Here is a 23,237-nt window from a genome sequence, read left to right as displayed (position 1 = left end):
TACAAATTCATGCAGGGCAATAAGAAGTTTTGTTGAATATAATATAGGTATGTAATTTGATAAGGGGTGGGGTAGTATGTTCGAGATGGTAAAAAAAGATTTTAAGTTGGTTGGATTAAAAGGTAGTGGGGAATTTATTAACTTTGGAAATGAAGTACCTCTGCTTGCAAGGGAACTGCTTAGTAGATCAAAGGAAATTCAAAACCGAACTGAAACAGAAATTGCTCTATTTGAGCCTAAAAGGGACGCAGACCATGCTATTGGTCATTATTATGTAGGGTTAATGGTGAATGAGAAATTAACAGAAGTGCCATCTGGTATGGATTATATTGAAACAAATAATAGCTACATAACTACAAGAGGTAATATAAATAGCTTGGATCAACTTCATTTGAACTTATTGAAATGGGGCAATGAGCAAGGCTATCAAAGAGATCTAGATTCCTATATTATCGAAACATACCATCCTATAGATGATGGTGAAGAGGTACAGATTTACTTACCAATACATGCTTAAGAATATTAAATATTGGCGCAATCCTAAACAAAGGGTTTGCGCCAATATTTTTTTTTAGCGAACTGAAAAATCTAGAACGTTAACAATTTCCTCAGCAAGAGGCATTTTTTAATTGAGAATTATTATCAATTAGTTTATATTAGATTATGAAGCTACCTATTTTTTAAAAGGGGATTACACTATGCAAATTTATTGGACGAAAATAAATAAAATTATTAATGTAACACCTGAAGTGAAAACATATATGCTTGACGTTCCAGAAGGTTTTACATGGGAGGAAGGTTCCCATACCCACTTAGCTCTAGAAGGATTTAATGCAGGAGATAAACCAAACAAAAGCCTAGTCCGCCATATGTCGATCTCTACTTTGCCACACGAAAATGTGATTGCGATTACAACACGTATTAAAGAACTATGCTCTGAGTATAAATCGATTTTAAGAAAGCATAAAGTCGGCGATCAAGTTGCACTTTTTAAAATTCATTCGAATGTACCTTTAAAAAGAGAAAACAAAAATGTTTACTTACTATCATCAGGTGTTGGATTGGCAACTTTCAGACCGATCGTACTCGAATATTTCAACCGTGCTGACAACGTCAATCAAATGCATTCATTAAACATTGATTCAACAAAGGATTACTTATTTATAGATGTATTTAAATCTGAACCTGACAAAAAGTTCACTGCGCAGTATGTTGATAATCGCAATGACTATTATGAAGAAGTGAAAAAACTAGCTGCTGACAAGGACGGAATTTACTATATTGTTGGTAGCGATGAGTTTCTAAAACAAAACATTGAAGTACTGTTTGAGCAAGGAATCAAGCCAGAACAAATTATGCTCGATAAACGAGAAAGTAAGAGATCTGAGTTTCTATCCGTTGAATCGTAAATTTAATAGATTACAATTTCCACAAGTGATGCGACTGTTCAATATGAGCAGTCGTTTTTTAATTCATTGATTTAGAAGGACATTGTATTAACTATCAAGAAGATAACATAATATCCTAAAGCAGAGAGTGTGAATTAAAAATGATTAAAGCTGTTTTGTTTGATCTAGATGGAACTTTATTAAATAGAGACGAGTCGGTAAAGCTGTTTGTTCAGAATCAATATGACAGGTTAATAGAGTTTTTAAGTCATATTCCAAAAGAGAAGTATGTATCGAGATTTATTGAATTAGATAGCCGAGGGTATGTATGGAAAGATAAAGTTTATGAGCAACTAGTTGATGAATTTAAAATAACTGAAATAACATGGGAAAAGTTACTCCAAGATTATTTGAGTGAGTTTAAAAATAACTGTGTTCCTTTTCCAAATCTTATTAATATGTTGGAAGAGTTAAAAAGTAACAATCTTGTCTTAGGAATGATCACAAATGGATATGGGCAGTTTCAGATGGATAATATTAAGGCTTTAGTTATAGATAAATATTTTGAGACAATTTTGATATCCGAATGGGAAGGGATTAAAAAGCCAAGCCCACAAATATTCATTAGAGCAATAGAAAAACTGAATGTTTTACCGAAAGAAAGCCTATTTGTAGGTGACCATCCAGTAAATGATGTAAAAGCTGCTCAAAATGTTGGTATGAAAGGTGTTTGGAAACGTGATACACAATGGGATGATGTAGAAGTAGATTTCACCATCAATGATTTGTCGGAAATACCGTTAATCATAAATAAATTAAACAAATAAAACGATTAGCCTTGTTTCTAAGATAAAATTGCAAGAATAATAAAAATTAATGGAGGAGTTTATGAGAAATAGCCTATTCATTGTGTATTTATTTACACTGTTTATTGTTTTAGTTGCTTGTAATCCAAACGAGACCACCAAAGAAGTATGGGAAGATAATAGTCCTACTTTTACTCATGAATATGGAGAAATGTTTGGAAAAGAGGGAAGCATTGGAATTATTGGTCCTAAAACTGTTACTGAAAATGGCCAAAAGTGGATGTGGCACTTTTGGGGAAATGAAGATATTTCCTATAAAAAGTGGGAAGTGAAAGCATATAAACAAGGGGAAGATGAGATCAATCCAATCATATTTAAAGATGAACAATTAACTCCACGTGGTGATGAAATAAACGGACACGCACGTTCATCAGTATTGTTTACTTCATCAGGACTATGGAAGTTGAAGGTTTATATTGACGGAGAATTTTTTGATGAAATTATAGTAGATATTATTCAAGAATGATAAACAAGTTTAATTAAATAGATATGTGAACCTGACGGAAACATCCATTTCGTCAGGTTTTTTATTTGGTTGATAAAAGTTTTTTGTTAAAAAATAAATAAAATTTTTAATTTAGTATAAGTTTGATTTACTTTTTGGTAAATTCAGTTTACAATTCAATTCAAGAGGTGAAGTTTATGAAGAAAGATTTTGGAGATTCGATATCAAATAAGGTGTATGAATATCGTGTGCTTGCCAGAATGTCACAGCAAGAATTAGCGGAAAAAGTAGGGGTTTCCAAACAAACCATCTTCGTAATGGAAAAAGGAAATTATGTTCCGACTTTGCTGTTAGCTTTTCGAATTGCAGATTTTTTTAAAGTTGATGTAAACGAAATTTTCACTTACGAGAAAGGGAATGATGAAAATGGAAATTAAGTCGATCTCAGATATACCTAATGCAATATTTTACCCTTTAAAGACATGGGCTGAACACTCTTCGGGGAATTGGAATATTCTTGTTGGAGTTGGTGGGTTACTGCTTCTAGGCAGTATTATTTTTACCTTTGTATTTTATAAGATGATTGGGCAAGAAGACGAACGGACAAATAAAATCTATTTAAGAAGCGCTTATTGCGTGCTGTGGGCCATCATTTTATGTGACATCATTTTTCCTAAAGACTATATGTGGAACATCTTTTTCATGTTTAAATATTCTCTTGCATTTTTAGCTGGTGGAATTTACCTTGCTATTCAATATAAAAAGGATTTTTCATAAGGAAAGGTCGTATAAAGGATACCTACTATTATTGGAATAGGAGTAACGTGATGATGGCCAGTATGAATGGGAAGAAAATGAGGCTCAAATTTAAGTTAGCTTTTCATATATTAATCGCATTAATAGGTTTTATCAGTGTTATTTTACATGTCGTTTATTCCCCTGATCCATTGGTTTCTTTAACTAAATTTACAATTCATTCTAATCTATTAGTTTCCATAACATCATGTTTAGTAGTTTTGCTATCTTATCAAGAAGAGATCGGAATTCAATTTTAGAATACTTTAAAAATTGCTCAATTATCTATATGTCTATATGTATACTAACTTATCATTTTCTTCTCTCAAGTGGTGGAGAATATACTGGAACCCGGATTATCACGAACTTTACTCTCCATTACTTAATACCGATACTTGTATTTATTAATTGGTTCGTATTTGAGATTAAAGAAAAATATTCTTTAAATTTCATCTTTTATTGGATGATTTATCCCTTCTTATATAGCGTTGTTTCATTGGTAAGAGGGTTGATTGATGGTTTTTATCCTTATTTCTTTTTGAATCCTAATGGCGAAATTCCAGTAGGTGTAGGTAGTTATACAAATGTCGTATTGTTCATAATCGCGTATTTATGTGTCTACTTCATTTTGGGCTTTTTATTAATCACATTAAATGGCGTATTTCTTAAAATCAAAAATAATATCGATACTACATCTAAACATGTTGTAGAAAGAGCAGAAGTGCAAAATTGAATGATTATAGGTAAAAAGATGTCCAATTATTACATGTTTACGTATGTTACTATAAGGTTTGGTATAAGCTTCAATTAAGTAAGGTAAATCTTAAAAAAGAAACGTCATAGTAACGATTTGTACAAGATAAATAAATAGATTTTTTACCAAACTAAAATTTTCTGAGGTCGCAAAATGTTAAATTTTATTAATAGATTCGAGCAAGCTTTTCATTATTCACCTATTGGAATGGCGATCCTTTCGTTAGAAGGAAAATGGTTAAAAGTAAACCCTGCTTTAACCGATATGACTGGCTATGCAGAAGAGGAACTGTTATCCATTAATTTTCAAGCCATTACTCATCCGGATGATTTGGAAGAAGATATGAAACCTTTACATGAGCTAATTGAAGGCGAAAAAGCAGCTTACGAAATGGAAAAAAGATATATCCACAAAAATGGGAATATCGTTTGGATACTCCTATCTGTTTCAGTAGTTCGTGAAGGGGACCAACCATTATTCCTAATCTCCCAAATTCAAAATATAACGGTAAGAAAGCAATTAGAATGTGAATTAGTTGAAAGTGAAGAAAGGTTTCGGAATCTGATAACGAATTTGCCTGATCCAGTGGTGGTGCATGATGGAGAAGTCATTTTGTTCTGGATCCTAAGTGGTGTCATATCACTTAGGATTTTTTAGTTTCAGAAATGGTCCCATTTAAATACTCTCGTTTTGTATCGATAAAATCCAAAGAAAATCATCCTCTATTAGAATTTGTATGTCATATCCGTGGCTAATTAATTGTTTGGCTTTTAAATGTTTTGAACTAATTCCATGTCGTTTATCCCCCAGAATCACAAAATCCGTTTCCTTTGTAACAGCCCCTTGCAAAATCCCTCCTAAAGCATTCACTCTTTTTGCAGCTTCTGATCGAGTCATAGAGGAAAGGGCACCAGTAAAGACGATTCTTTTATTGTTAAAGGGATGTTCCAAATGTTGTGTTGGATCAGATAGAAGGATTACTTCTGTAGTGTCATGATCTTGTTTCATGTTGCTTCACCTTGACTGATTTAGAATTTAATAATAGCAGAAAGACAATATTTCCACGGTTTCAATTCTAGCAGAAAAAGTTTGATGCCGAAACGAAAATTGAAGCTACTAACCTCCCACTGAAACTCCATAAAAAGGCGGGCAGCTTTTATTTAGCCATTAAAGAAATTTTTTCCTTTTTTTGTTGCACTCCTTAAAAATATAGTGTACTATTTCACTAGAACACTATTACTGGAGGTTCGGTATGAATAAATTTTTCGGATTAGTCATTCAGGAACATCGTTATTACACAATGTCAAACTTGGTGATGGCTGGGCTTGTTGGGATTTTTATCTTTTTAGGACCACTAGCGATTATACAGATATTTCCTAATACTGGTCATTACGATGTCAACAATATACGAATGATCTTTACTATGATTGCAGGATCACTTGTATGGATTTTTTCAATTGCTATGTTCTCAAGTAGTTTAAACCGTGATATTAAAACAAAAGAACTTTGGCTTCATAACAGCCAATCAATTTATTCATTAATTGGAGCGAAAGTAATCTATCATTGCATAAGCATGATTGCTTTAAGTATTGTTGCTTTTACCGGTTTCTTTTTTGTAGGGGATTTGATTGTTGGTACACTAATGCAATATTTAGTCTTTGGTATTGCTTGTTTCATTTTAGTGGTCGCTTTTTATCTATTCTTTATTGTCGTTATTTTATTTGTAACAGCTTTGAACAATCAATTAGCCCGTTATATTGGGAAGTTAAGTTATGTTGTCATGTTAATTACAGTCATGCTTATTTTAGAGATTATTAATCGTCTACCAAACTTCACATTGGTGCAATTCGGAAAAGTAGAGTCATCCTTTTTTAATCAATACTTACCAACATTTTCAGAAAGTTCGATGAATGTGAATCTCTATTTTGACTTTTATATTGTTGAAGAAATTGTCATGACCATGGTACTTATATTGTTTTACGTGGTGTCATGTAAGTGGATAGAGAGGGTGAGCGCTCGATGACAATGGATTTCGCAAAAGACCGCCCAATTTACTTACAGCTTGTTGAAATAATTTGCGGGGATGTTATTAAGGGAAAGCTTAAACCAGGAGATAAGTTAGCATCGGTTCGTGAGTTTGCCCTTGAGTCAGGCGTTAATGTCAATACAGTGCAACGCGTTTATAAGGAGTTGGAAATGATGGAGCTAACTGAAACAAAACGAGGGCAGGGGACATTTATCACGACAAACGATGCAGTCATTTATACAATTCGTGAACAAATGAAAGAGCAAGTCGCATTGCAATTTATCTCATCCATTGAGTCTTTTGGCTTTACACTAGATGAAATGTTCGAAGTACTGAAAAATAAGAAAGGAGGCAATTAATATGGAGGTAAAGCAATTGTCTTTTCAATATAAACGAAAAACGATTTTAGAACGGTTATCCTTCTCCATACCACAAGGCCAAATTATCGGCTTAATTGGCGAAAACGGTAGCGGTAAATCGACTCTTTTAAAACTAATGGCTGGAATATTAACTCCCACTTCAGGAACAATTGAATTTAACGGTAAAAAGATAACACGTCGACATACAAATAAAGTCGCTTACCTCCCTGATATCGACCTGTTTTATGAAAAGCTAACAGGTGATGAAGTATTTGCCTTCTATCAAAGTCAGTTCGATGACTTTTCAAGGGATAAAGCCTATGAAGTAACGTCTTTTTTACAGGTCCCAACAAATGTGAAGCTCGGGAATTTATCAAAGGGGAATCGTGCAAGAGTAAAATTGGCCACACTATTAGCACGGAATGTGGAGATTTATTTACTAGATGAGCCATTTGCGGGACTAGATCCACTAGCAAGAGAAAGTCTATTAAAAGCGATTATTAAATTTATCGATACAGAGAATTGTTCCGTTGTTTTATCTACCCATGAAGTGAATGAAGTAGAACCAATTTTAGATCAAGTTATGTTGCTGAAAGACGGTCATCTTTGTGCAATGGATCATGTAGAAGATATCCGTCTTGAGCGCGGTGAAGATGCAGTTGATTGGATGAAAAATTTATATGGAAAGCGGGTGCGTTAATTGACGACGCCGATTGTGCAAGTAAAAAATTTAAACAAAACGATTAAAGGAAAGCATATTATTAAAAATGTTAATTTAGACTTTTATCCGGGGCAAATTACTGGATTCCTTGGTCCAAATGGGGCTGGGAAAACAACGACGATCCGTATGATGACAGGTCTTATGCATCCATCAAGTGGTGAGGTCATCATTAATGGAACATCACTTCAGAAAAACTTCGAGCAAGCCATTAGAAATGTAGGTGTTATCGTAGAAAACCCAGAAATGTATAAATATATGAGCGGGTATAAAAACTTAGAGCATTTCGCACGCATGCATAAAGTTCCGAAATCAAGAATTGATGAGGTTGTAGCACAAGTTGGTTTACAAAATCGTATTCATGAAAAGGTAAAAACATATTCACTTGGAATGCGTCAAAGACTTGGCCTTGCTCAAGCAATGCTCCACAGTCCAAAATTTTTAATATTAGATGAGCCAACAAATGGACTTGACCCTGCCGGTATTCGTGAGTTTCGTATGTATTTAAGGAAGATTGCAAAGGAAGAAAATGTGTCGATCGTCGTGTCGAGCCATTTATTATCTGAAATTGAATTAATGGTCGATCGTATTGCAGTCATTCAAAACGGTGCAATCATCGACATTCGTGAGCTAACTGAAGAAATTGTAAGTGAATATTACTTCGAAGTTGAACAAAAGGAACAATTTGCAGCCTTAGCAGGAAAACAAGCAAAAACACAAAATGGTGGATTTGTTGTAACAATTATGAAAGAAGAAGTGCCAAATTTTGTGCGTAAGTTGGTAGAAGCGAAGATCGACATCTATACAATTCAACCAAATGCAAAACGTTTAGAAGATCAATTTATCGAAATGACTGGTGGAGGTGCTATAGATGCGATTCGTTAAAAATGAGTGGATAAAAATTTGGGCACAAAAAAATGCATGGATCATGTTAATTTTAGTCCTTTTAGGAGTAGCTGCAATTCTAGGTATAAGCAAATATTATGCAATAGATCAGAGTACTCCAGAACTTCGCGAAGAAGCAAATAAAAAATGGCTTGCTGATTATAATGCGCAGTTGAGTATACCGGAATTAAGTGAACAAGATTTACAATATCTAAATGATGAGATTTTGATGACTGAATACCGGATTGCCAATGATTTACCAGCAATCGATGCGATGGGCTTCCATGATGTGTTTGATATTTTGTTAACGTTTATCTTAACGGTTGTTGGAATATTTACAATGGTTGTTGCAGCGTCTATTGTTTCGAATGAATTTGGAACAGGGACTATTAAAATGTTATTAACACGACCAGCAGCACGTTGGAAGATTTTATTGTCAAAACTTGTGGCGTCACTACTATATGGACTCGCACTCTTTGCTGTAAGTGTTGTAGTTGCCCTTGCTGGTAGTTACATCTTATTTAATACTGGTGAGGCAGTTACACTTTCTGTTGTAAACGGGCAAGTTGTTGAGCAAGTAGTGGAAACACACTTTGTGAAAACGATCGTGTTAAACGCTGCATCGATATTTATGACAACATTATTTGCCTTTATGCTCGGAACAATATTTGGTTCAAGTACATTAGCAGTGAGTTTATCACTTGTATTATTATTAATGGGCTCAACAGTGACAATGTTCCTTGCAAAATATGAATTTGCCAAATACATTTGGTTTGCAAATGATCTAACGCAATTCCAATCAGGTATGATGGCTGTCATTCCAGATTTAACATTAAACTTTGCGATTGTAGTTAATATTGTTTATGCAATAATTTTCTTAGCAGTGAGCTTTACGTACTTTATTCGAAGAGATGTTACGGCTTAGAGTTAGGTTTGTGACTTTTGATGGAAGTAGAAAATGTCTATTCGACCTTTTGTAAGAAAGGGAGGATGGGCATTTTTGTTTTGGACTGGGGGATTTGGTGATTGGTGGTAGCAATGAGACATTTCATTATCGATTTCGGTTAGAAATGTCTCATAACTGGCTTGAATGAGACATTTTATTATCGATTTCGGATTAAAATGTCTCATACCCAGCATATATGGGACATTTCACCATCGATTACGATTAGAAATGTCTAATAACCGGCTTCAATGGGACATTTCACCATCGATTTCGGATTAAAATGTCTCATACCCGGCTTCAATGGGACATTTCACCATCGATTAAGGTTAGAAATGTCTAATACCCGGCTTCAATGGGACATTTCATCATCGATTTCGGATTAAAATGTCTCATACCCGGCTTCAATGAGACATTTCACCATCGATTACGATTAGAAATGTCTAATAACCGGTTGATATGGGACATTTCATCATCGATTTCGGATTAAAATGTCTCATACCCGGCTTCAATGGGACATTTCATCATCGATTAAGGTTTGAAATGTCTCATAACCGGCTTCAATGGGACATTTCATCATCGATTTCGGATTAAAATGTCTCAAAACCCCCTCCTACGATACATTTCACTATTGATATCAACATCAAATGTCCCGAAACTGACTTAACAAAACATTTCACCATCGATTTCCGTAGTATACAGTCATTCAAAAACTTTAGTATTGGTCGAGACTTGAAAAAGGAAATTGAAGACAGGGAATTTACTATTTACTATCAACCTCGTGTTGATGCAAAATCAAACAAAATTATTAGTGAAGAAGCGCTGATCCGTTGGAATCATCCGGAATGGGGTATCGTATCACCGGCTGAATTTTTATCATTTGCTGAAGAGAATGGGTTAATTTCTGAAATAGATGATTGGGTATTCAGTGATGTGTGTCATCAGATTAAAAAATGGAAAGATGCTAGTATTCCTGTTGTACAATTAATATATCCGCCATGCATTTTTTAAAGCAAGACTGGCCAAGAAAAGTGGCTTCTATTATTCGAGGGGCAGGGATTCATCCCTCTGATATTGAATTTGAAATTACAGAGAGTACCATTTTAAATCATTCGAATAAGACGAACTACTAGCTGTTGCAAAAATTCATCTGTTGACTGCTTTTGATTATTAAGAAAATGGTTAAGATGTTCCTTACTTCCAAAAAAAGAGTACCCCGTCAGCATTGAACGTGGTACTCTTTATCAAATTATTTCATCGCTACTTCTTTTCCAGATTTCCCTTTTGCCACGACTGTACCAATTATTATACCGACAATCGCTGGCAATACCCAACCTACACCTTGGTCATAAAGTGGAATGTAGCTTAGTGTATCTGCTAATGACTTTTTTAAGAAAGTTACATTAATTGTGTCAATGATACTAAATACCGCAGTGAAAATCATTGTAATAAGATAAATATAATGATTTGTTAGTCGGGCAAATATTCCTAAAACAATAAGGACAATCGCCATTGGGTAAATCATTCCTAATATAGGTACAGAGATGGCTAATATTTGATTTAGCCCTAGGTTTGCAATTGTAAAACTAACTAGAGCAGTAATCGTTGCCCATACTTTATATGAGAAAAATGGCATTAGTTTTGAGAAGTATTCTCCACATGAGATGACTAAACTGATTGACACACATAAACAAGCTACAGTAAATAATAATCCTAAAATGACAATTCCAGCTTGTCCAAATAGTTCGTTCATCACTAGCGTTAATACTTCCGCTCCATTTGTAAGTTGTGACTTTGAAGAAATTGAAGAACCTAAATACGTTAGTATTCCGTAAATAACTGCTAATAAAGCCCCAGCACCTAAGCCAGCAAATAACATATATTTCGAAAGCGCTGCGTTATCATTGATGCCTTTTGCTCGAATTGTATTTACTACGACGATTCCATAAACTAATGCTGCAAGTGCATCCATTGTTAAATACCCATCTAAAAATCCTTGGAAAAATCCATTTGTAGAATATAAATCTGTCGGTTTAGCGTATGAATTTACTGGCGTGAAAATTGCTTTTACAAAAATTATTGCAATAAGTATTAATAAGGTTGGTGTTAATAATTTTCCAAAGCGATCTACTAATTTCGATGGTGATAAGCTTAACCAGAAAACAATGACAAAAAATATAATTGTATAAATGAGTAACATCATTGGATGATCTGATAGATTCTCAGGTAAAAAAGGTTTAATACTCATTTCAAAAGCAACAGTACCGGCTCTTGGAATAGCTAAACCTGGTCCAATCGATAGATAGATTAATATCGGAAAAATAATAGCAAACAAAGGATGAACACGGGTAGCTAATGTATTTAAGCTACCAGATTTGCCGATTGCAATTACCCCTAAAATCGGTAAACCAACTGCAGTTATGACAAATCCAATGAGTGCTATCCACATTTCTACACCAGCTGAGTTTCCTAAAAATGCTGGAAAGATTAGGTTACCCGCTCCAAAAAACATGGAAAATAACATAAAGATGATTAAGATTAACTCTTGGTTTGTAAGTCTAGACATATGTTTCTCCTAAAAAAATATTTGAAGTTAATGATCGAGCATGGTGGAGGAGGCAACCATAAATAAAATTAAGCCGCGCAGCTTCTTATTTTCCAGTCATTACTACTTTAATTAATCAATCGTTGTCTTATATTCTTTTCGACCAGAATCGAAGTTTTCGATTGTAATCAGTATGTTTCGAATGGTTTTTTCAGAGAGCGGAATTTTCCCGTCAGTTTGCACTTCCTTCCATAGCTTTATGTTAGTACGATACAACTTCTCTGAAAGTCTATATATATCAGCCTTCATTTTCAAGCCTTCTTTGTAAGTTGTCATAATTTCTTCACTTACAATTTTTTTAACTGTTTTTCGAATATCATCCATCGATACAGTGTCTGTATAACTATTTAAAGATACTGTTGCGTTTTATATTATCTTTCCTTAAGACATTTTCAGTGACAATAAAAAAGACAAATGACCCCAATAGACTTCCTCGTCAATTGAATGGTAAATTTCAAAAATTGCTTCGGTAAAGGTTTTACCTTTTCAGAATTCACTTCTGCTTGAACAACATCTTGATTCACTTGTTCAGGTTTAGCTACATTTGCAAAACTAATGAGTTGAAGATATAACTCGTACATACCATCCTTATAATCAACTCCAACACCGTGCACATAAAACATGCGTGTATTCTCTCTTAAATCCCAGCATCCTGATAGCAAGCTAGTTACTAAAAGTAGACAAACAATGTTTTTTATCTTTTTCATTTACTTTCCTTATTATGCATTTTATCTTTTAGATTTACCATGTGTGGTCTTTGATTGTATTTAGAAGTAGAAGGTCTAAAAAATGTCTTTTTAAAGTTATCCGAGCTTATATCTTCAGATAAGTTCAAATACATATTCAATCTATCTCGTTAGGATATCCTTGATTACCAATAAAATATGATTGACTATTTTCTTGAAAAATACTTACTTGCAAGAGGATTTATAATATCTTAATATAACATTAAAGTTGCGTTGTACGTACGAATATTAAGTTTTAACCTTTAAGCTGTAAAAGGGAGTTTTAGATCGAAGTTGGAATGGCAAGCGTCACCCGAAAGTGAATGACGATATACAGGAAAACTTTTGCGAACACCCACTTTGAGGAGTGGTGGTTTAAAACTTTCTATCAATATTACGGCAAGGCAGCTTACCTTATTTTCTAATAATGCATGACTTTCCAAGCACTCTGATTTATGTTAGGGTGCTTTTATTGTTGTTTGATGGATAGGGAAGGGGAATGGGAATGGTGGTGGGACAGAAAGACTGTCCCCAATGTCCCAGTGCATGTGTAGTGGGACAGAAAGACTGTCCCCGATGTCCCAAAAAAGGGCAACCAGATTGAGTCTGGTTGCCCTTTTTAATATTAGTTTGTTTTTACTGTAGTTTGATCTTCGTTTTCGTCGTCGCCTAACATCTTCACTAGTTTTTTCGATAGTGAGATAAGAACGAATCCAAGAACGATTACTGCAGCACCGATTACTGCAAATACTTCGAAGTAACCTAATTTAGAAGTGAATGCCCCTAATTGGCCTGCAACGATATTTGCTACGAATGAACTTGCCATCCAAACGGCCATTAATAATGAAGCGCATTTAATCGGAGCATATTTACTTACGAAGGATAATCCAACAGGAGATAAGAACAATTCACCAACTGTATGGAAGAAGTAAGTAAATATGATAAACATGATGTTAGCTTTTGTTAGAATGTTGTTTTCATCGCTACCAGTTTGCATAACTGCTAATAATAAGACGATAAACCCGACACCTAACAGAATCATACCAATCCCCATTTTCGTTGGAACTGGAAGATCCCCACGTTTTGAATTGGATAATTTCACCCAAAGCATAGAGACAAGTGGAGCTAAAAGAATGATGAATAATGGGTTAACAGATTGGAACCAAGCAGTTGGTACTTCCCAACCAAACACGGAACGGTCAATAAATTTATCTGTATAGATACTTAATGCGCCACCAGCTTGTTCGAATCCTGCCCAGAAGAACACAACAAAAGCTGCTAAAATAAAAATAACTTTTGTTCTATTTTTCTCTTTTTTCGTTAATTTTTGCTTTTCAACAATACCTGAACTTGAAACTTGTGCTTTACCTAATGGTTTTTTACCAATATCACCTAAGAATCGGTTAGCTAAAGTATTAAACAAGATTTGTCCAATAATCATCCCGATTGCAGATGCTAGGAATCCATATTTATAACCATATTCGATTAAGTTATTACCAAGATTTACTGCAAACCATTTATCAGTAATAGCACCGATTACAAGTGGTGCGAAGAATCCACCAGTGTTGATCCCCATGTAGAAAATCGTAAATGCAGCATCTCGACGTTTGTCAGTAGGGCCGTATAATTCACCTACGATAGTCGAGATATTTGGTTTAAAGAAACCGTTACCAATAATGATTAGACCTAGACCGATGTATACTGCAGCAAAACTTTGATTAGCGAATAAGGCAATGTTCCCTAACGCCATCGTAATACCACCAATGGTAATCGCAAGTCGTTGTCCTAAAAATCTATCCGCAAGATATCCACCAATAAGTGGTGTAAAATAAACTGCTCCTGTAAAGAAACCGTAAAGCATAAGAGCGGTCCCTTGATCCATTGCTAGTCCACCTTCAATTAATGACTTTGTAAGGTAGAGAATAAGGATTGCTCGCATTCCGTAATAACTAAAACGCTCCCACATTTCTGTCATAAATAACAAATATAATCCAGGAGGGTGCTTCTTAGTCTGTCGATCAATGGTATTTTCCATTGTTTTGTCCCCCAATTTAGAATTAACTATTTTAGTATAATTTATCTTAATTTATTCACAATTCAATAGTCAATAAAAACTATAAAAGAAGTAATATTGCGAAAAATACTAATATAATAAATATTCTAGCTATATAGGAGTGATGGTTGGTAATATTGGGTTTTGTATTTTTAACTTTGAAAATAGAATGCGGAATAACCACAAATCGCTTTTTTAGAATAATGAATGGATTTTATGTTCTAAAGGAGAAAGATGGGACAGAAGGACTGTCCCCGTTGTCCCACATGAAAAATGGGACAGAAAGACTGTCCCCAATGTCCCATATATCTATCTGTGTAATTAGATTTGGATGTTGAATCCATCATTTCCATCAATAGTTTGTTGACAATTTTTAAAAAAAATACTTACTTGCACATAGAAATGGAATCTCGTAATATAGCATTAAAGTTGCGTTGTACGTACGAATATTAAGTTTTAACCTTTATGCTGTAAAAGGGAGTTTTAGATCGAAGATGGAATGGCGGGCATCACCCAATACGCGTGATGATATACTGGATATCTTTTGCGAACACCCACTTCGAGGAGTGGTGGTTTAAAACTTTCTATAATAATTACGGCAAAGCGGCTTCCTACATAGTAGATTATCAAAGCACTCTGAAATGATTCAGGGTGCTTTTTTTGTATTTTGTAGTTTTAATTAAATGTCATTATGTAACCCTCGTTCATAACATATGGAGGTAGCTCGTTTGAAAGGAGTAAATAATGAGTGATTTAATTGCTTTGTTTCTCTTAGGATTTGCAGTAAGTCTCGATAGTTTTACTGTCGGTTTAACTTATGGAATGCGTAAAATTAGAATTCCAATGAAATCGCTAATTATTATTTCTTCATGTACCTTTATCTTATTGTTATTAGCAATGGGATTTGGTTCAGTTATTGAATTATTTATTTCCTATGAAGCTGGGGAAACAATTGGTGGGATCATCCTTATTGGAATTGGGATATGGGTTCTTTATCAATTTTTCACATCACAAATTGAAAAACCTACTAATGAAAATAAAAAAGATGTCAAAATCATTGAAATTGAATTAAGATCAATATCTGTTGTGATAAAAATATTAAAACGGCCGATGGAAGCTGATTTTGATCAATCTGGGGTTATTAGTGGGAAAGAAGCGCTTTTTTTAGGGCTTGCTCTATCATTAGATTCTTTCGGTGCAGGTATAGGTGCTGCACTAATTGACTTGCCACCCCTCTTATTTTCAATTATCATAACTGTTTCTAGTACTTTATTTGTAATAGCTGGCATTAATATTGGGAGGATATTTAGAAATGTTCACTGGATGAAAAGTCTAACGTTTTTACCGGGAATCGTTTTAATATTAATAGGTTTAATTAAAATTTAATATACAAATCAAGGACGTTAATCCACTATTAAGATTAACGTTTTTTTGATGGGGAAATGAATGTTCTATAACAGTAACTTCTCCCTCCTCACGATTCCATATTTACTTTTCCCTCTATCAAATGTGAACTTAATATTAAATTAAATCTATTTTTTATAAATTATCATCATTTAATTAGTATATTTCTCAGATTTCAACCATAAATTTCTTTATATTGAATGATCATCTTGTGAGATAGCTCCATCGCTTAAACTAATATCTTTCAATAGAATAGGAGGGGTAGCAATTGAATGCAACAGAATATTACCGAGAATCTGTACAAGAGGTTATGAAAGAATTGGATGTAACTGACCATGGATTAACAGATTATGAGGTTCGAATGAGGCAGAGAAAGTACGGATATAACGAATTAAAAGAAGGAAAAAAGAAAAATGCAGCCCAAATATTCTTAGAGCAGTTCAATGACTTTTTAGTCATCATCTTAATTGTGGCGGCTATTATATCAATGTTTCTTGGAGACATAGATAGCTCAATCGTTATTATAGTCGTCATTACTTTAAATGCTATTCTAGGTACAGTTCAACATATAAAAGCGGAAAAATCATTAAATAGTTTAAAAGAATTAGCAGCACCGATCTCAAAAGTATTAAGAGAAGGACGAGTCGTTGAAATTCCATCAAAAGAGGTTGTTGTTGGAGATATTCTTATTTTAGAGGCCGGGGATTTTATTAGTGCAGATGGTCGAGTGACTGAAAGCTACAATCTACAAATTAACGAAAGTTCACTTACGGGCGAATCACTCGCAATTCATAAAATGGTAAGTTCCATTCAGGAAGAAGAATTAGCACTTGGTGATCGAAAAAACATGGTATTTTCAGGTAGTTTTGTTACAAATGGTCGAGGACAAGCTATCGTTACATCTATTGGTATGAACACTGAGATTGGTAAAATTGCTAGTTTACTAGATAGTGCGAAAGAGAAAAAAACACCCCTTCAAGTGAGTCTTGAACAGTTTGGAAAACGACTAGCAATTGGGATTATTATCCTTTGTATTATCATATTTGCACTGGACCTAATTCGCGGTCGTGAGCTTATTGATTCATTTATGTTTGCTGTATCTTTGGCTGTAGCAGCAATTCCAGAAGCATTAAGTTCTATTGTAACGATTGTTCTAGCCTTTGGAACACAAAATATGGCGAAAGAAAATGCCATCATGCGTAAATTACACGCAGTTGAGAGTTTAGGTAGCGTTTCAATTATCTGTTCAGATAAAACAGGAACACTCACTCAAAATAAAATGACGGTTCAAAAGTTACTTTTAGGCAATGAAATTTTGTCGCATGATCAGTTGCATCTAAACAATCTGCTTCATCGAAAATTAGTTAATATGGCTCTATTATGTAATGATGCAATCATTGCGGAAGGTAAACAAATAGGAGACCCGACCGAATTAGCCCTTGTAAATTTAGGGCAGGAATATCAATTGAATGAGCAAATTGTGCGCGGCCTTCATAGTCGAGTAGGTGAAATACCATTTGATTCAACACGTAAATTAATGAGTACGGTTAATAAAATGGGCAATCGCTACGTCATGATTACAAAAGGTGCGGTAGATATACTTTTACCTCACATTAGCAAAGTTGAAACACCTAATGGTAGCGTAGCTATTAGAAAACAACATATTGATAAAATTCAAGATGCAACCTATAGTTTTTCAAATGAAGGACTCCGAGTACTAGCCATTGCTTATAAAGATGTATCTTCACCAAAAATAAGTGTACATGACGAGAATAATTTTACCTTTGTTGGTTTAGTTGCAATGATGGACCCACCTCGCGAGGAATCTGCTCAGGCAGTGTCGGATTGTATTGATGCTGGCATTAAACCTGTCATGATTACAGGAGATCATAAGATTACTGCAACAGCTATTGCTAAACAAATTGGTATTTTAAAAGATCCTTCTGAAGCAATCGAAGGAAAAGAAATTGAAAAATTATCAGATAAAGAATTACGAGATAAAGTTGAAAACATTTCTGTGTATGCTCGTGTATCGCCAGAACATAAAATTCGGATTGTTAAGGCTTGGCAAGAAAAAGGTCATGTTGTAGCAATGACGGGCGATGGGGTAAATGATGCCCCAGCCTTAAAACAATCAGATATTGGAGTAGCAATGGGAAAAACAGGAACAGAAGTAGCAAAAGATGCATCCTCAATGATCTTAACCGATGATAATTTCTTAACGATTGTAAAAGCAATCTCCAACGGGAGAAGCATTTACGCTAATATTAAAAATTCAATTATGTTCTTATTATCTGGAAATGCAGGAGCTATATTTGTAGTTCTTTTTGCAACAATATTTGCATTGCCTGTACCATTTGCACCTGAGCATCTATTGTTTATAAATTTATTGACAGATAGTTTACCAGCGATTGCAATTGGTTTAGAGCCACACAATAGAAAAATCATGAAGGAAAAACCGCGGGATATTCATGAACCGCTGTTAAATAAAAAATTTGTCTCTCAAGTAGCATTCGAGGGGACTGTCATTGGGGTAGTTACCGTCATTGCATTCCAAATCGGATTATCGACCGGTGATCCAGTTGTAGGTACTACAATGGCTTTTGCAACGCTATGTTTATCGAGATTATTCCATGGATTTAACTGCCGTTCAGAACAATCTATTTTTAAAATTGGTATTTTCTCAAACTTAACTGTTTGGATCGCTTTCTTAATCGGTTTTACACTGTTAAATTTAGTACTTATTACAGGTTTGTTTGAATCAGCAGTGTTAAACCATTTACAATTATTAACGGTATATGGATTAGCGATTATTCCATTGATTGTCATTCAACTTGATAAACTATTCTTTAGAAGAAGTGAATAGAACGCAGAAAAAGGTCAACCTGGTTTGTTATCAGGCTGACCTTTTACCATTAAGCAAAAATTTAATAGAATTTATGACTTTAATAAAACTTTCTCAAATCGTTCCTTCACTTCATCCCACTCTTCAACAATGATACTATACATAACCGTATGTCGGATGATGCCTTCTTTTCGGATTATGTGATTGCGTAATATGCCTTCTTTTACTGCGCCAATTCGTTCGATTGCTTTTTGAGAACGGATATTTTCGTGACCTGTTTTGATTTGTATACGATTGAGGCCTAGCTGCTCAAAACCATATTTTAATAGAAGGTACTTGCAGTTCGTATTGATCTTTGTTCGCCAGACTGAAGGGTTTAACCAAGTAGAGCCGATTTCTAATCGCTTATGCTGAAAGGAAATATCCATATAGGATGTAGCCCCGACGATCTCACCTGTACTCTGATCAATAATGACAAAAACAAAATCGGTTTGTGCTTCCCGTTTTTTTATACCATCTTCAACATACTTAATGACATTTTCCATTCTTAGTAACTCCACTGACATATGCTCCCAAATACGAGGGTCTGCTGCAGCTTTGAATATTCCTTCTATATGACTACTGTCTATCGGCACAAGTTTAACCACTTCATTTTGTAAAATTTCCATAAATAATCACTCCTTGTAGTAAATATTTAACATTAACTTTGATATGATAGAAATAACCAAAAGGATAATTTTTAACAATACCAAGGAGAAAGTGATGGAACTACAAATCTTTTTATCAAATGAAGAAATAAAATATATTTCAATTTATAAACAAATTAAACAAATGGTATTAACGAAACAATTGTTGGCTCATGAAAAGTTACCACCAAAGCGCATTTTAGCAGACCAACTAAATGTGAGTGTGCAAACAGTTCAAACAGCATATGAACAACTTTTGAGTGAGGGGTATATTTATTCAATTGAGCGAAATGGTTATTTTGTTTCTGAAGTAGAGTATCCATATTCTTTTGAGGAACAGTTCGAACCACTAGAAGAAATTCAAAACGATATAAATAAGAAGATAAGTTTTCAAAATGGGCAAGTAGATGGCACACTTTTTCCTTTTAATATTTGGTCGAGGTATGGAAAAGAATATTTTCAGCCTAGCATCGTACGAAATGCAAAGTGGCAAGGGGAGGCCATTTTAAGAAATCAAATTGCGCGCTACATTCGTAAAGCAAAAGGTATCGACTGTCAACCGAGACAAATATTTATCTTTGATGGAACTCAACAACAGCTTAAAATGTTAGTTCAATTTTTGAATCCTAAAAATGTAGGAATTGAAAATCCAGGCTTTCATAGAATTTATCATACGTTCAAACAGTTACAGCTTGAACCGAAATTTGTAAAAATTGATGAAGAAGGTTGTATCGTTCCGAAAGTTCTAATTGAATTGCTTTATACAACACCAGCTCATCAATTTCCAACAGGTAGTATTATGTCGATTTCAAGAAAAACTGAATTATTAAAATGGGCAACGAATAATCAAAGCTACATTATTGAAGATGATTATGATGCAGAATTCCGTTATAAAGGTAGCCCTATCCCACCAATAGCTCAACTAGATTATGATGGTCGAGTTATTTACTTTGGTTCTTTCTCTAAAACACTGATTCCTTCACTACGAATAAGTTACATGATTCTACCACATCATTTAATTGAATCATTTGAACAATTTATGCAATACGAAAAATCAACCGTTTCAAGATTAGATCAAATCATTCTTGCGCATTTCATGAAAGATGGACATTTTGAAAAACATATCTCAAAAATGCGGAAGGTTTATAGTGAAAAAAGAAAACATTTAATTGAAGAAATTGAAAAGAATTTGGGAGATAAATTTAAGATTACGGGAGATGACGCAGGATTACATATAGTTTTACAATTACCAAATGAATTAACAGAAAGTAAAGCTATTGAGAAAGCAAATTTAGCCAATGTGCATATTGATTCTTTTTCACAATTTGACCGATCAGATCATACTTCCAATAAAGTTATCCTTGGATATGGCTCCTTATCCCTTGAAGAAATCACTTGTGGGATTAAAACTCTATCAGAGGTTTGGTTTTGAAAGGAAGGAGACTGATAGAATAAATAAAACTTGCAGTATTACGTGCTCATAAAACACAAATGAATGATTTAGCAGATGTATACGAAGAGAAATTAGCTGCAGGCGATGATACTGTGCTAGCCTATGAAACTTTTTATATCATTAAATTTGATGAATAAGAGTAAATGAAATACTTCTATAAATGAAATACTTCTATAAATGATTTTGTAATAATAAATATAATAATAAATTTAGTGAAGATTTCGTCTTTATAGATGGGGTTTAGTTACAATTCTTTTTTGAATTGTATTATAATAGAGATAGAAACGATAGTGATAAGCTAACGTAATGGTTATGTAAAAATAACTACGATCAATTATTTTAGGATGTGTGTCGAATGGATAAGGTTTTCGCAATTGGTGATATACATGGGAACTATCAATTATTAGAAAACATATTGGAGAAATGGAATCCCAAAGAAGAACTACTAGTTTTCTTAGGTGATTATATTGATCGTGGTCCGGATAGTTTAGAAGTTTTACGCAAGGTAATGGATCTTACACAAAATCACGGGGCAGTTGCGTTAAGTGGAAATCATGAACAGTTACTACTTTATTGGCTCATGTATACAGAAAAATCTTCTGAATTTTATTTTCAAGAAAAAGTCGGCGGCATAGCGACAATACATAGTTTTTTTCCTGATATGAAAGAAAATATCATATTTAGTGATGTAAATGTATTAGAGTTAGCGACGAAATTTAAGGAACAATATTCTAAAGAAATTGAATTCATTCAACAGTTAAAACTTTACTATCAATGGAATTCCTATGTGTTCGTTCATGCTGGTATTGATGTTCAATTTGAAGATTTCAAACAAACTAAAGAAGAGACTTTCTATTGGATTCGTGAAGAATTTCACGGCACACCACATCAGGCGAAAGAAACGATAGTCTTTGGCCATACACCAACTTTAAATTTAAATGAAGATAAGGGCAATCAAGTATGGGTTTCCCCTTGCCGAAAGAAAGTAGGCATTGATGGTGGAGTTATCAATGAGAACGGCCAACTTCACGGTGTGGTATTTACAAAAGATTCGAACGAATTAACGGTATATGCTGCACAGAGAGAGAAAGATGTATTTTCATATAAAGTAACATTATAAAAGGCACTTCTATTTTTGAAAGAGAAGTGCCTTTTTTGATTGATTGATAAGATTATCCTATATATCCTTCTTGGTAAAGATAATAAACAATACCAGCAGCAATAAGTCCAAGTAATACCGCGAAGGCAACTTTAATAGGAGATATAGGTGACTCCCCACCGACCTTACCGGTTTGACCATTCACCATAAACTGATAAATTTTATCTTTGTATTTAAACGAAGAGAGCCATAATGGGAGCATTATATATTTATATTTTACTTTTGAGTGTACAGTAGAAAATTGAAGATTCGATACTTTATCCGCATGGTGTCGATTTCGAATATGTCGGTCGATTTCGCGTCTTAGTTGATTGTGAATTTCACCCTTTGCTTGTTCCCAACCTTCTTTTAAACCAACACTGTATCTCTCTGCAACATAACCATGAAGAAAATCTTTGTTAAACGTCAGCGATTGATTCGTTCCAAATGGTTCCACCTGTTTTAGGATTTTATCGTTATATCGTTTCGATGCGCGTACTAAATGGTCATCGATAAATCTTTCGTAAGTTCTACTTGTAAAATACCAATCTGTTTCTGTACGCGTTTTCCCATCCTTATCAGTCACAGTACGGTTTTTCCCGTATCTCGCTGTATAATTCGATTTTGTTTTCGAATCAAACGTCCAATAAGGTAAATAGACTCCAGAAAAAGCATCTGCTTTAGCGGATCTTTTTGCTTCGTTCGGAGCAAACCATTTTCTTTTAATCCATTGTCTGAAATTACTATTTGCTTGTTCTTTTGTTACAGTAAAGGGAATGATTCCGTTCGGTTCTAAGGAGTTTTCAGCAGCTGCTTCCATTACATGGTTGGAACCACAATAAGGGCATACATTTGCTACTTCAAGTACATCGTAAATCATTTCAGCCGCACAGGCATCACAAATTACAACTTTTTTATCTTTCCCCCATTCAAAACTCTTTCGTGCTTCTGCTTGATTAAAGTCCAATTCCTCTGCAAATAGTTCTTCAGGAGAAGCTGGTTTAACGACTTCCTCTTCATGTCCACAGTATGGACAAGATAATTTCCCTGAAGCTGGATTGAACTGAATGGAAGCGCCACAGGAAGGACATTTTGCATCGTGCTCATCGACTTCTTTTAAATATTCTTCTTGTCTTTCATAAGACATGC

At 34.3% G+C, this 23,237-nt stretch carries 25 protein-coding genes and 2 other RNA genes; 20 read left to right on the top strand and 7 right to left on the bottom strand.

Going from position 1 to position 23,237, the window contains the following annotated elements; all coding sequences use genetic code 11:
- Positions 1-76 precede the first annotated feature (76 nt).
- The 8 genes from ACOQFO_RS03280 (at position 77) to ACOQFO_RS03245 (ending at position 4,905) form a co-directional block, all read left to right on the top strand.
- Positions 77-517, top strand: a complete 441-nt coding sequence (locus ACOQFO_RS03280; protein ID WP_421688277.1) for a GyrI-like domain-containing protein — start codon at positions 77-79, stop codon at positions 515-517.
- A gap of 181 nt (positions 518-698) precedes the next feature.
- The gene (locus ACOQFO_RS03275) at positions 699-1,409 is read left to right on the top strand and encodes a dihydropteridine reductase (RefSeq protein WP_421688276.1); all 711 of its coding nucleotides are present in this window, start codon (positions 699-701) and stop codon (positions 1,407-1,409) included.
- A gap of 140 nt (positions 1,410-1,549) precedes the next feature.
- Positions 1,550-2,215: an HAD family hydrolase gene (locus ACOQFO_RS03270; RefSeq protein ID WP_421688275.1), complete on the top strand. Its 666-nt coding sequence runs from the start codon at positions 1,550-1,552 to the stop codon at positions 2,213-2,215.
- Positions 2,216-2,276: 61 nt separating this feature from the next.
- Entirely contained in the window at positions 2,277-2,720 is a 444-nt protein-coding gene (locus ACOQFO_RS03265; RefSeq protein ID WP_421688274.1) for a DUF4871 domain-containing protein, read from the top strand.
- 176 nt (positions 2,721-2,896) lie between these two features.
- Positions 2,897-3,136 (top strand): helix-turn-helix transcriptional regulator, encoded by a 240-nt coding sequence (locus ACOQFO_RS03260; RefSeq protein WP_421688273.1) that lies wholly within the window; start codon positions 2,897-2,899, stop codon positions 3,134-3,136.
- Positions 3,126-3,476 (top strand): DUF2178 domain-containing protein, encoded by a 351-nt coding sequence (locus tag ACOQFO_RS03255; RefSeq protein ID WP_421688340.1) that lies wholly within the window; start codon positions 3,126-3,128, stop codon positions 3,474-3,476. Before ACOQFO_RS03260 ends, ACOQFO_RS03255 begins: the two co-directional genes overlap by 11 nt.
- A 226-nt stretch (positions 3,477-3,702) precedes the next feature.
- Positions 3,703-4,227 (top strand): Pr6Pr family membrane protein, encoded by a 525-nt coding sequence (locus ACOQFO_RS03250; protein WP_421688272.1) that lies wholly within the window; start codon positions 3,703-3,705, stop codon positions 4,225-4,227.
- Between the two features lie 174 nt (positions 4,228-4,401).
- A complete protein-coding gene (locus tag ACOQFO_RS03245; protein WP_421688271.1) occupies positions 4,402-4,905 on the top strand; it encodes a PAS domain S-box protein in 504 nt (167 codons plus the stop codon).
- A gap of 18 nt (positions 4,906-4,923) precedes the next feature.
- On the opposite strand, the gene ACOQFO_RS03240 is transcribed toward ACOQFO_RS03245, so the two are convergent.
- Positions 4,924-5,256 (bottom strand): BRCT domain-containing protein, encoded by a 333-nt coding sequence (locus ACOQFO_RS03240; RefSeq protein ID WP_421688270.1) that lies wholly within the window; start codon positions 5,254-5,256, stop codon positions 4,924-4,926.
- Positions 5,257-5,500: 244 nt separating this feature from the next.
- Here ACOQFO_RS03240 and ACOQFO_RS03235 point away from each other — a divergent pair, with 244 nt between their 5' ends.
- The 6 genes from ACOQFO_RS03235 to ACOQFO_RS03210 all read left to right on the top strand — a co-directional run bounded on the left by ACOQFO_RS03235 (position 5,501) and on the right by ACOQFO_RS03210 (position 10,190).
- Complete coding sequence (locus ACOQFO_RS03235; protein WP_421688269.1) at positions 5,501-6,271, top strand: hypothetical protein; 771 nt, start codon at positions 5,501-5,503, stop codon at positions 6,269-6,271.
- Entirely contained in the window at positions 6,268-6,633 is a 366-nt protein-coding gene (locus ACOQFO_RS03230) for a GntR family transcriptional regulator (protein WP_421688268.1), read from the top strand. Before ACOQFO_RS03235 ends, ACOQFO_RS03230 begins: the two co-directional genes overlap by 4 nt.
- A gap of 1 nt (position 6,634) precedes the next feature.
- Complete coding sequence (locus ACOQFO_RS03225) at positions 6,635-7,333, top strand: ABC transporter ATP-binding protein (RefSeq protein ID WP_421688267.1); 699 nt, start codon at positions 6,635-6,637, stop codon at positions 7,331-7,333.
- Positions 7,334-8,236, top strand: a complete 903-nt coding sequence (locus tag ACOQFO_RS03220; RefSeq protein WP_421688266.1) for an ABC transporter ATP-binding protein — start codon at positions 7,334-7,336, stop codon at positions 8,234-8,236.
- Positions 8,223-9,161 carry an ABC transporter permease subunit gene (locus ACOQFO_RS03215; protein ID WP_421688265.1) on the top strand — a complete coding sequence of 313 codons (939 nt, stop codon included), beginning with the start codon at positions 8,223-8,225 and terminating at the stop codon, positions 9,159-9,161. Before ACOQFO_RS03220 ends, ACOQFO_RS03215 begins: the two co-directional genes overlap by 14 nt.
- Positions 9,162-9,911: 750 nt before the next feature.
- On the top strand, positions 9,912-10,190 hold the full coding sequence (locus tag ACOQFO_RS03210; protein ID WP_421688264.1) for an EAL domain-containing protein: 279 nt from the start codon (positions 9,912-9,914) through the stop codon (positions 10,188-10,190).
- 238 nt (positions 10,191-10,428) lie between these two features.
- Here ACOQFO_RS03210 and brnQ read toward each other — a convergent pair whose 3' ends face one another.
- The 3 genes from brnQ to ACOQFO_RS03195 form a co-directional block, all read right to left on the bottom strand.
- Positions 10,429-11,745, bottom strand: coding sequence for a branched-chain amino acid transport system II carrier protein (gene brnQ, locus ACOQFO_RS03205; RefSeq protein WP_421688263.1), 1,317 nt, complete (start codon positions 11,743-11,745; stop codon positions 10,429-10,431).
- A 111-nt stretch (positions 11,746-11,856) separates the two neighbouring features.
- Complete coding sequence (locus ACOQFO_RS03200; protein ID WP_421688262.1) at positions 11,857-12,108, bottom strand: hypothetical protein; 252 nt, start codon at positions 12,106-12,108, stop codon at positions 11,857-11,859.
- 68 nt (positions 12,109-12,176) lie between these two features.
- Positions 12,177-12,491: a hypothetical protein gene (locus ACOQFO_RS03195; RefSeq protein WP_421688261.1), complete on the bottom strand. Its 315-nt coding sequence runs from the start codon at positions 12,489-12,491 to the stop codon at positions 12,177-12,179.
- A gap of 241 nt (positions 12,492-12,732) precedes the next feature.
- On the opposite strand from ACOQFO_RS03195, the gene ssrS (ACOQFO_RS03190) reads away from it, so the two are divergent.
- Positions 12,733-12,924: non-coding RNA, 6S RNA (gene ssrS / locus ACOQFO_RS03190), on the top strand.
- 210 nt (positions 12,925-13,134) lie between these two features.
- Here the strand turns inward: ssrS (ACOQFO_RS03190) and ACOQFO_RS03185 are convergent.
- On the bottom strand, positions 13,135-14,544 hold the full coding sequence (locus ACOQFO_RS03185; protein WP_421688260.1) for a peptide MFS transporter: 1,410 nt from the start codon (positions 14,542-14,544) through the stop codon (positions 13,135-13,137).
- Positions 14,545-14,985: 441 nt separating this feature from the next.
- Between ACOQFO_RS03185 and ssrS (ACOQFO_RS03180) the strand changes: the two genes are divergently transcribed.
- The 3 genes from ssrS (ACOQFO_RS03180) (at position 14,986) to ACOQFO_RS03170 (ending at position 18,832) form a co-directional block, all read left to right on the top strand.
- A non-coding RNA gene (gene ssrS, locus ACOQFO_RS03180) (6S RNA) lies at positions 14,986-15,176 on the top strand.
- A 130-nt stretch (positions 15,177-15,306) separates the two neighbouring features.
- On the top strand, positions 15,307-15,948 hold the full coding sequence (gene ytaF, locus ACOQFO_RS03175) for a sporulation membrane protein YtaF (RefSeq protein WP_421688259.1): 642 nt from the start codon (positions 15,307-15,309) through the stop codon (positions 15,946-15,948).
- Positions 15,949-16,234: 286 nt separating this feature from the next.
- Positions 16,235-18,832 carry a cation-translocating P-type ATPase gene (locus ACOQFO_RS03170; RefSeq protein WP_421688258.1) on the top strand — a complete coding sequence of 866 codons (2,598 nt, stop codon included), beginning with the start codon at positions 16,235-16,237 and terminating at the stop codon, positions 18,830-18,832.
- 71 nt (positions 18,833-18,903) lie between these two features.
- On the opposite strand, the gene ACOQFO_RS03165 is transcribed toward ACOQFO_RS03170, so the two are convergent.
- Complete coding sequence (locus tag ACOQFO_RS03165) at positions 18,904-19,479, bottom strand: GNAT family N-acetyltransferase (RefSeq protein ID WP_421688257.1); 576 nt, start codon at positions 19,477-19,479, stop codon at positions 18,904-18,906.
- Positions 19,480-19,573: 94 nt separating this feature from the next.
- Between ACOQFO_RS03165 and ACOQFO_RS03160 the strand changes: the two genes are divergently transcribed.
- Both ACOQFO_RS03160 and ACOQFO_RS03155 read left to right on the top strand, forming a co-directional pair.
- Positions 19,574-20,929 carry a PLP-dependent aminotransferase family protein gene (locus ACOQFO_RS03160; RefSeq protein ID WP_421688256.1) on the top strand — a complete coding sequence of 452 codons (1,356 nt, stop codon included), beginning with the start codon at positions 19,574-19,576 and terminating at the stop codon, positions 20,927-20,929.
- A 376-nt stretch (positions 20,930-21,305) separates the two neighbouring features.
- Positions 21,306-22,070 (top strand): metallophosphoesterase family protein, encoded by a 765-nt coding sequence (locus ACOQFO_RS03155; RefSeq protein ID WP_421688255.1) that lies wholly within the window; start codon positions 21,306-21,308, stop codon positions 22,068-22,070.
- 52 nt (positions 22,071-22,122) lie between these two features.
- Here ACOQFO_RS03155 and ACOQFO_RS03150 read toward each other — a convergent pair whose 3' ends face one another.
- On the bottom strand, positions 22,123-23,235 hold the full coding sequence (locus ACOQFO_RS03150; protein ID WP_421688254.1) for a hypothetical protein: 1,113 nt from the start codon (positions 23,233-23,235) through the stop codon (positions 22,123-22,125).
- Positions 23,236-23,237 lie beyond the last annotated feature (2 nt).

The sequence above is a fragment of the Ureibacillus sp. MALMAid1270 genome (assembly GCF_049202975.1).
Lineage (GTDB): Bacteria > Bacillota > Bacilli > Bacillales_A > Planococcaceae > Ureibacillus.
The sequence above is the reverse complement of the archived record's forward strand: the minus strand, read 5'-3'. Positions and strand labels throughout refer to the sequence as shown.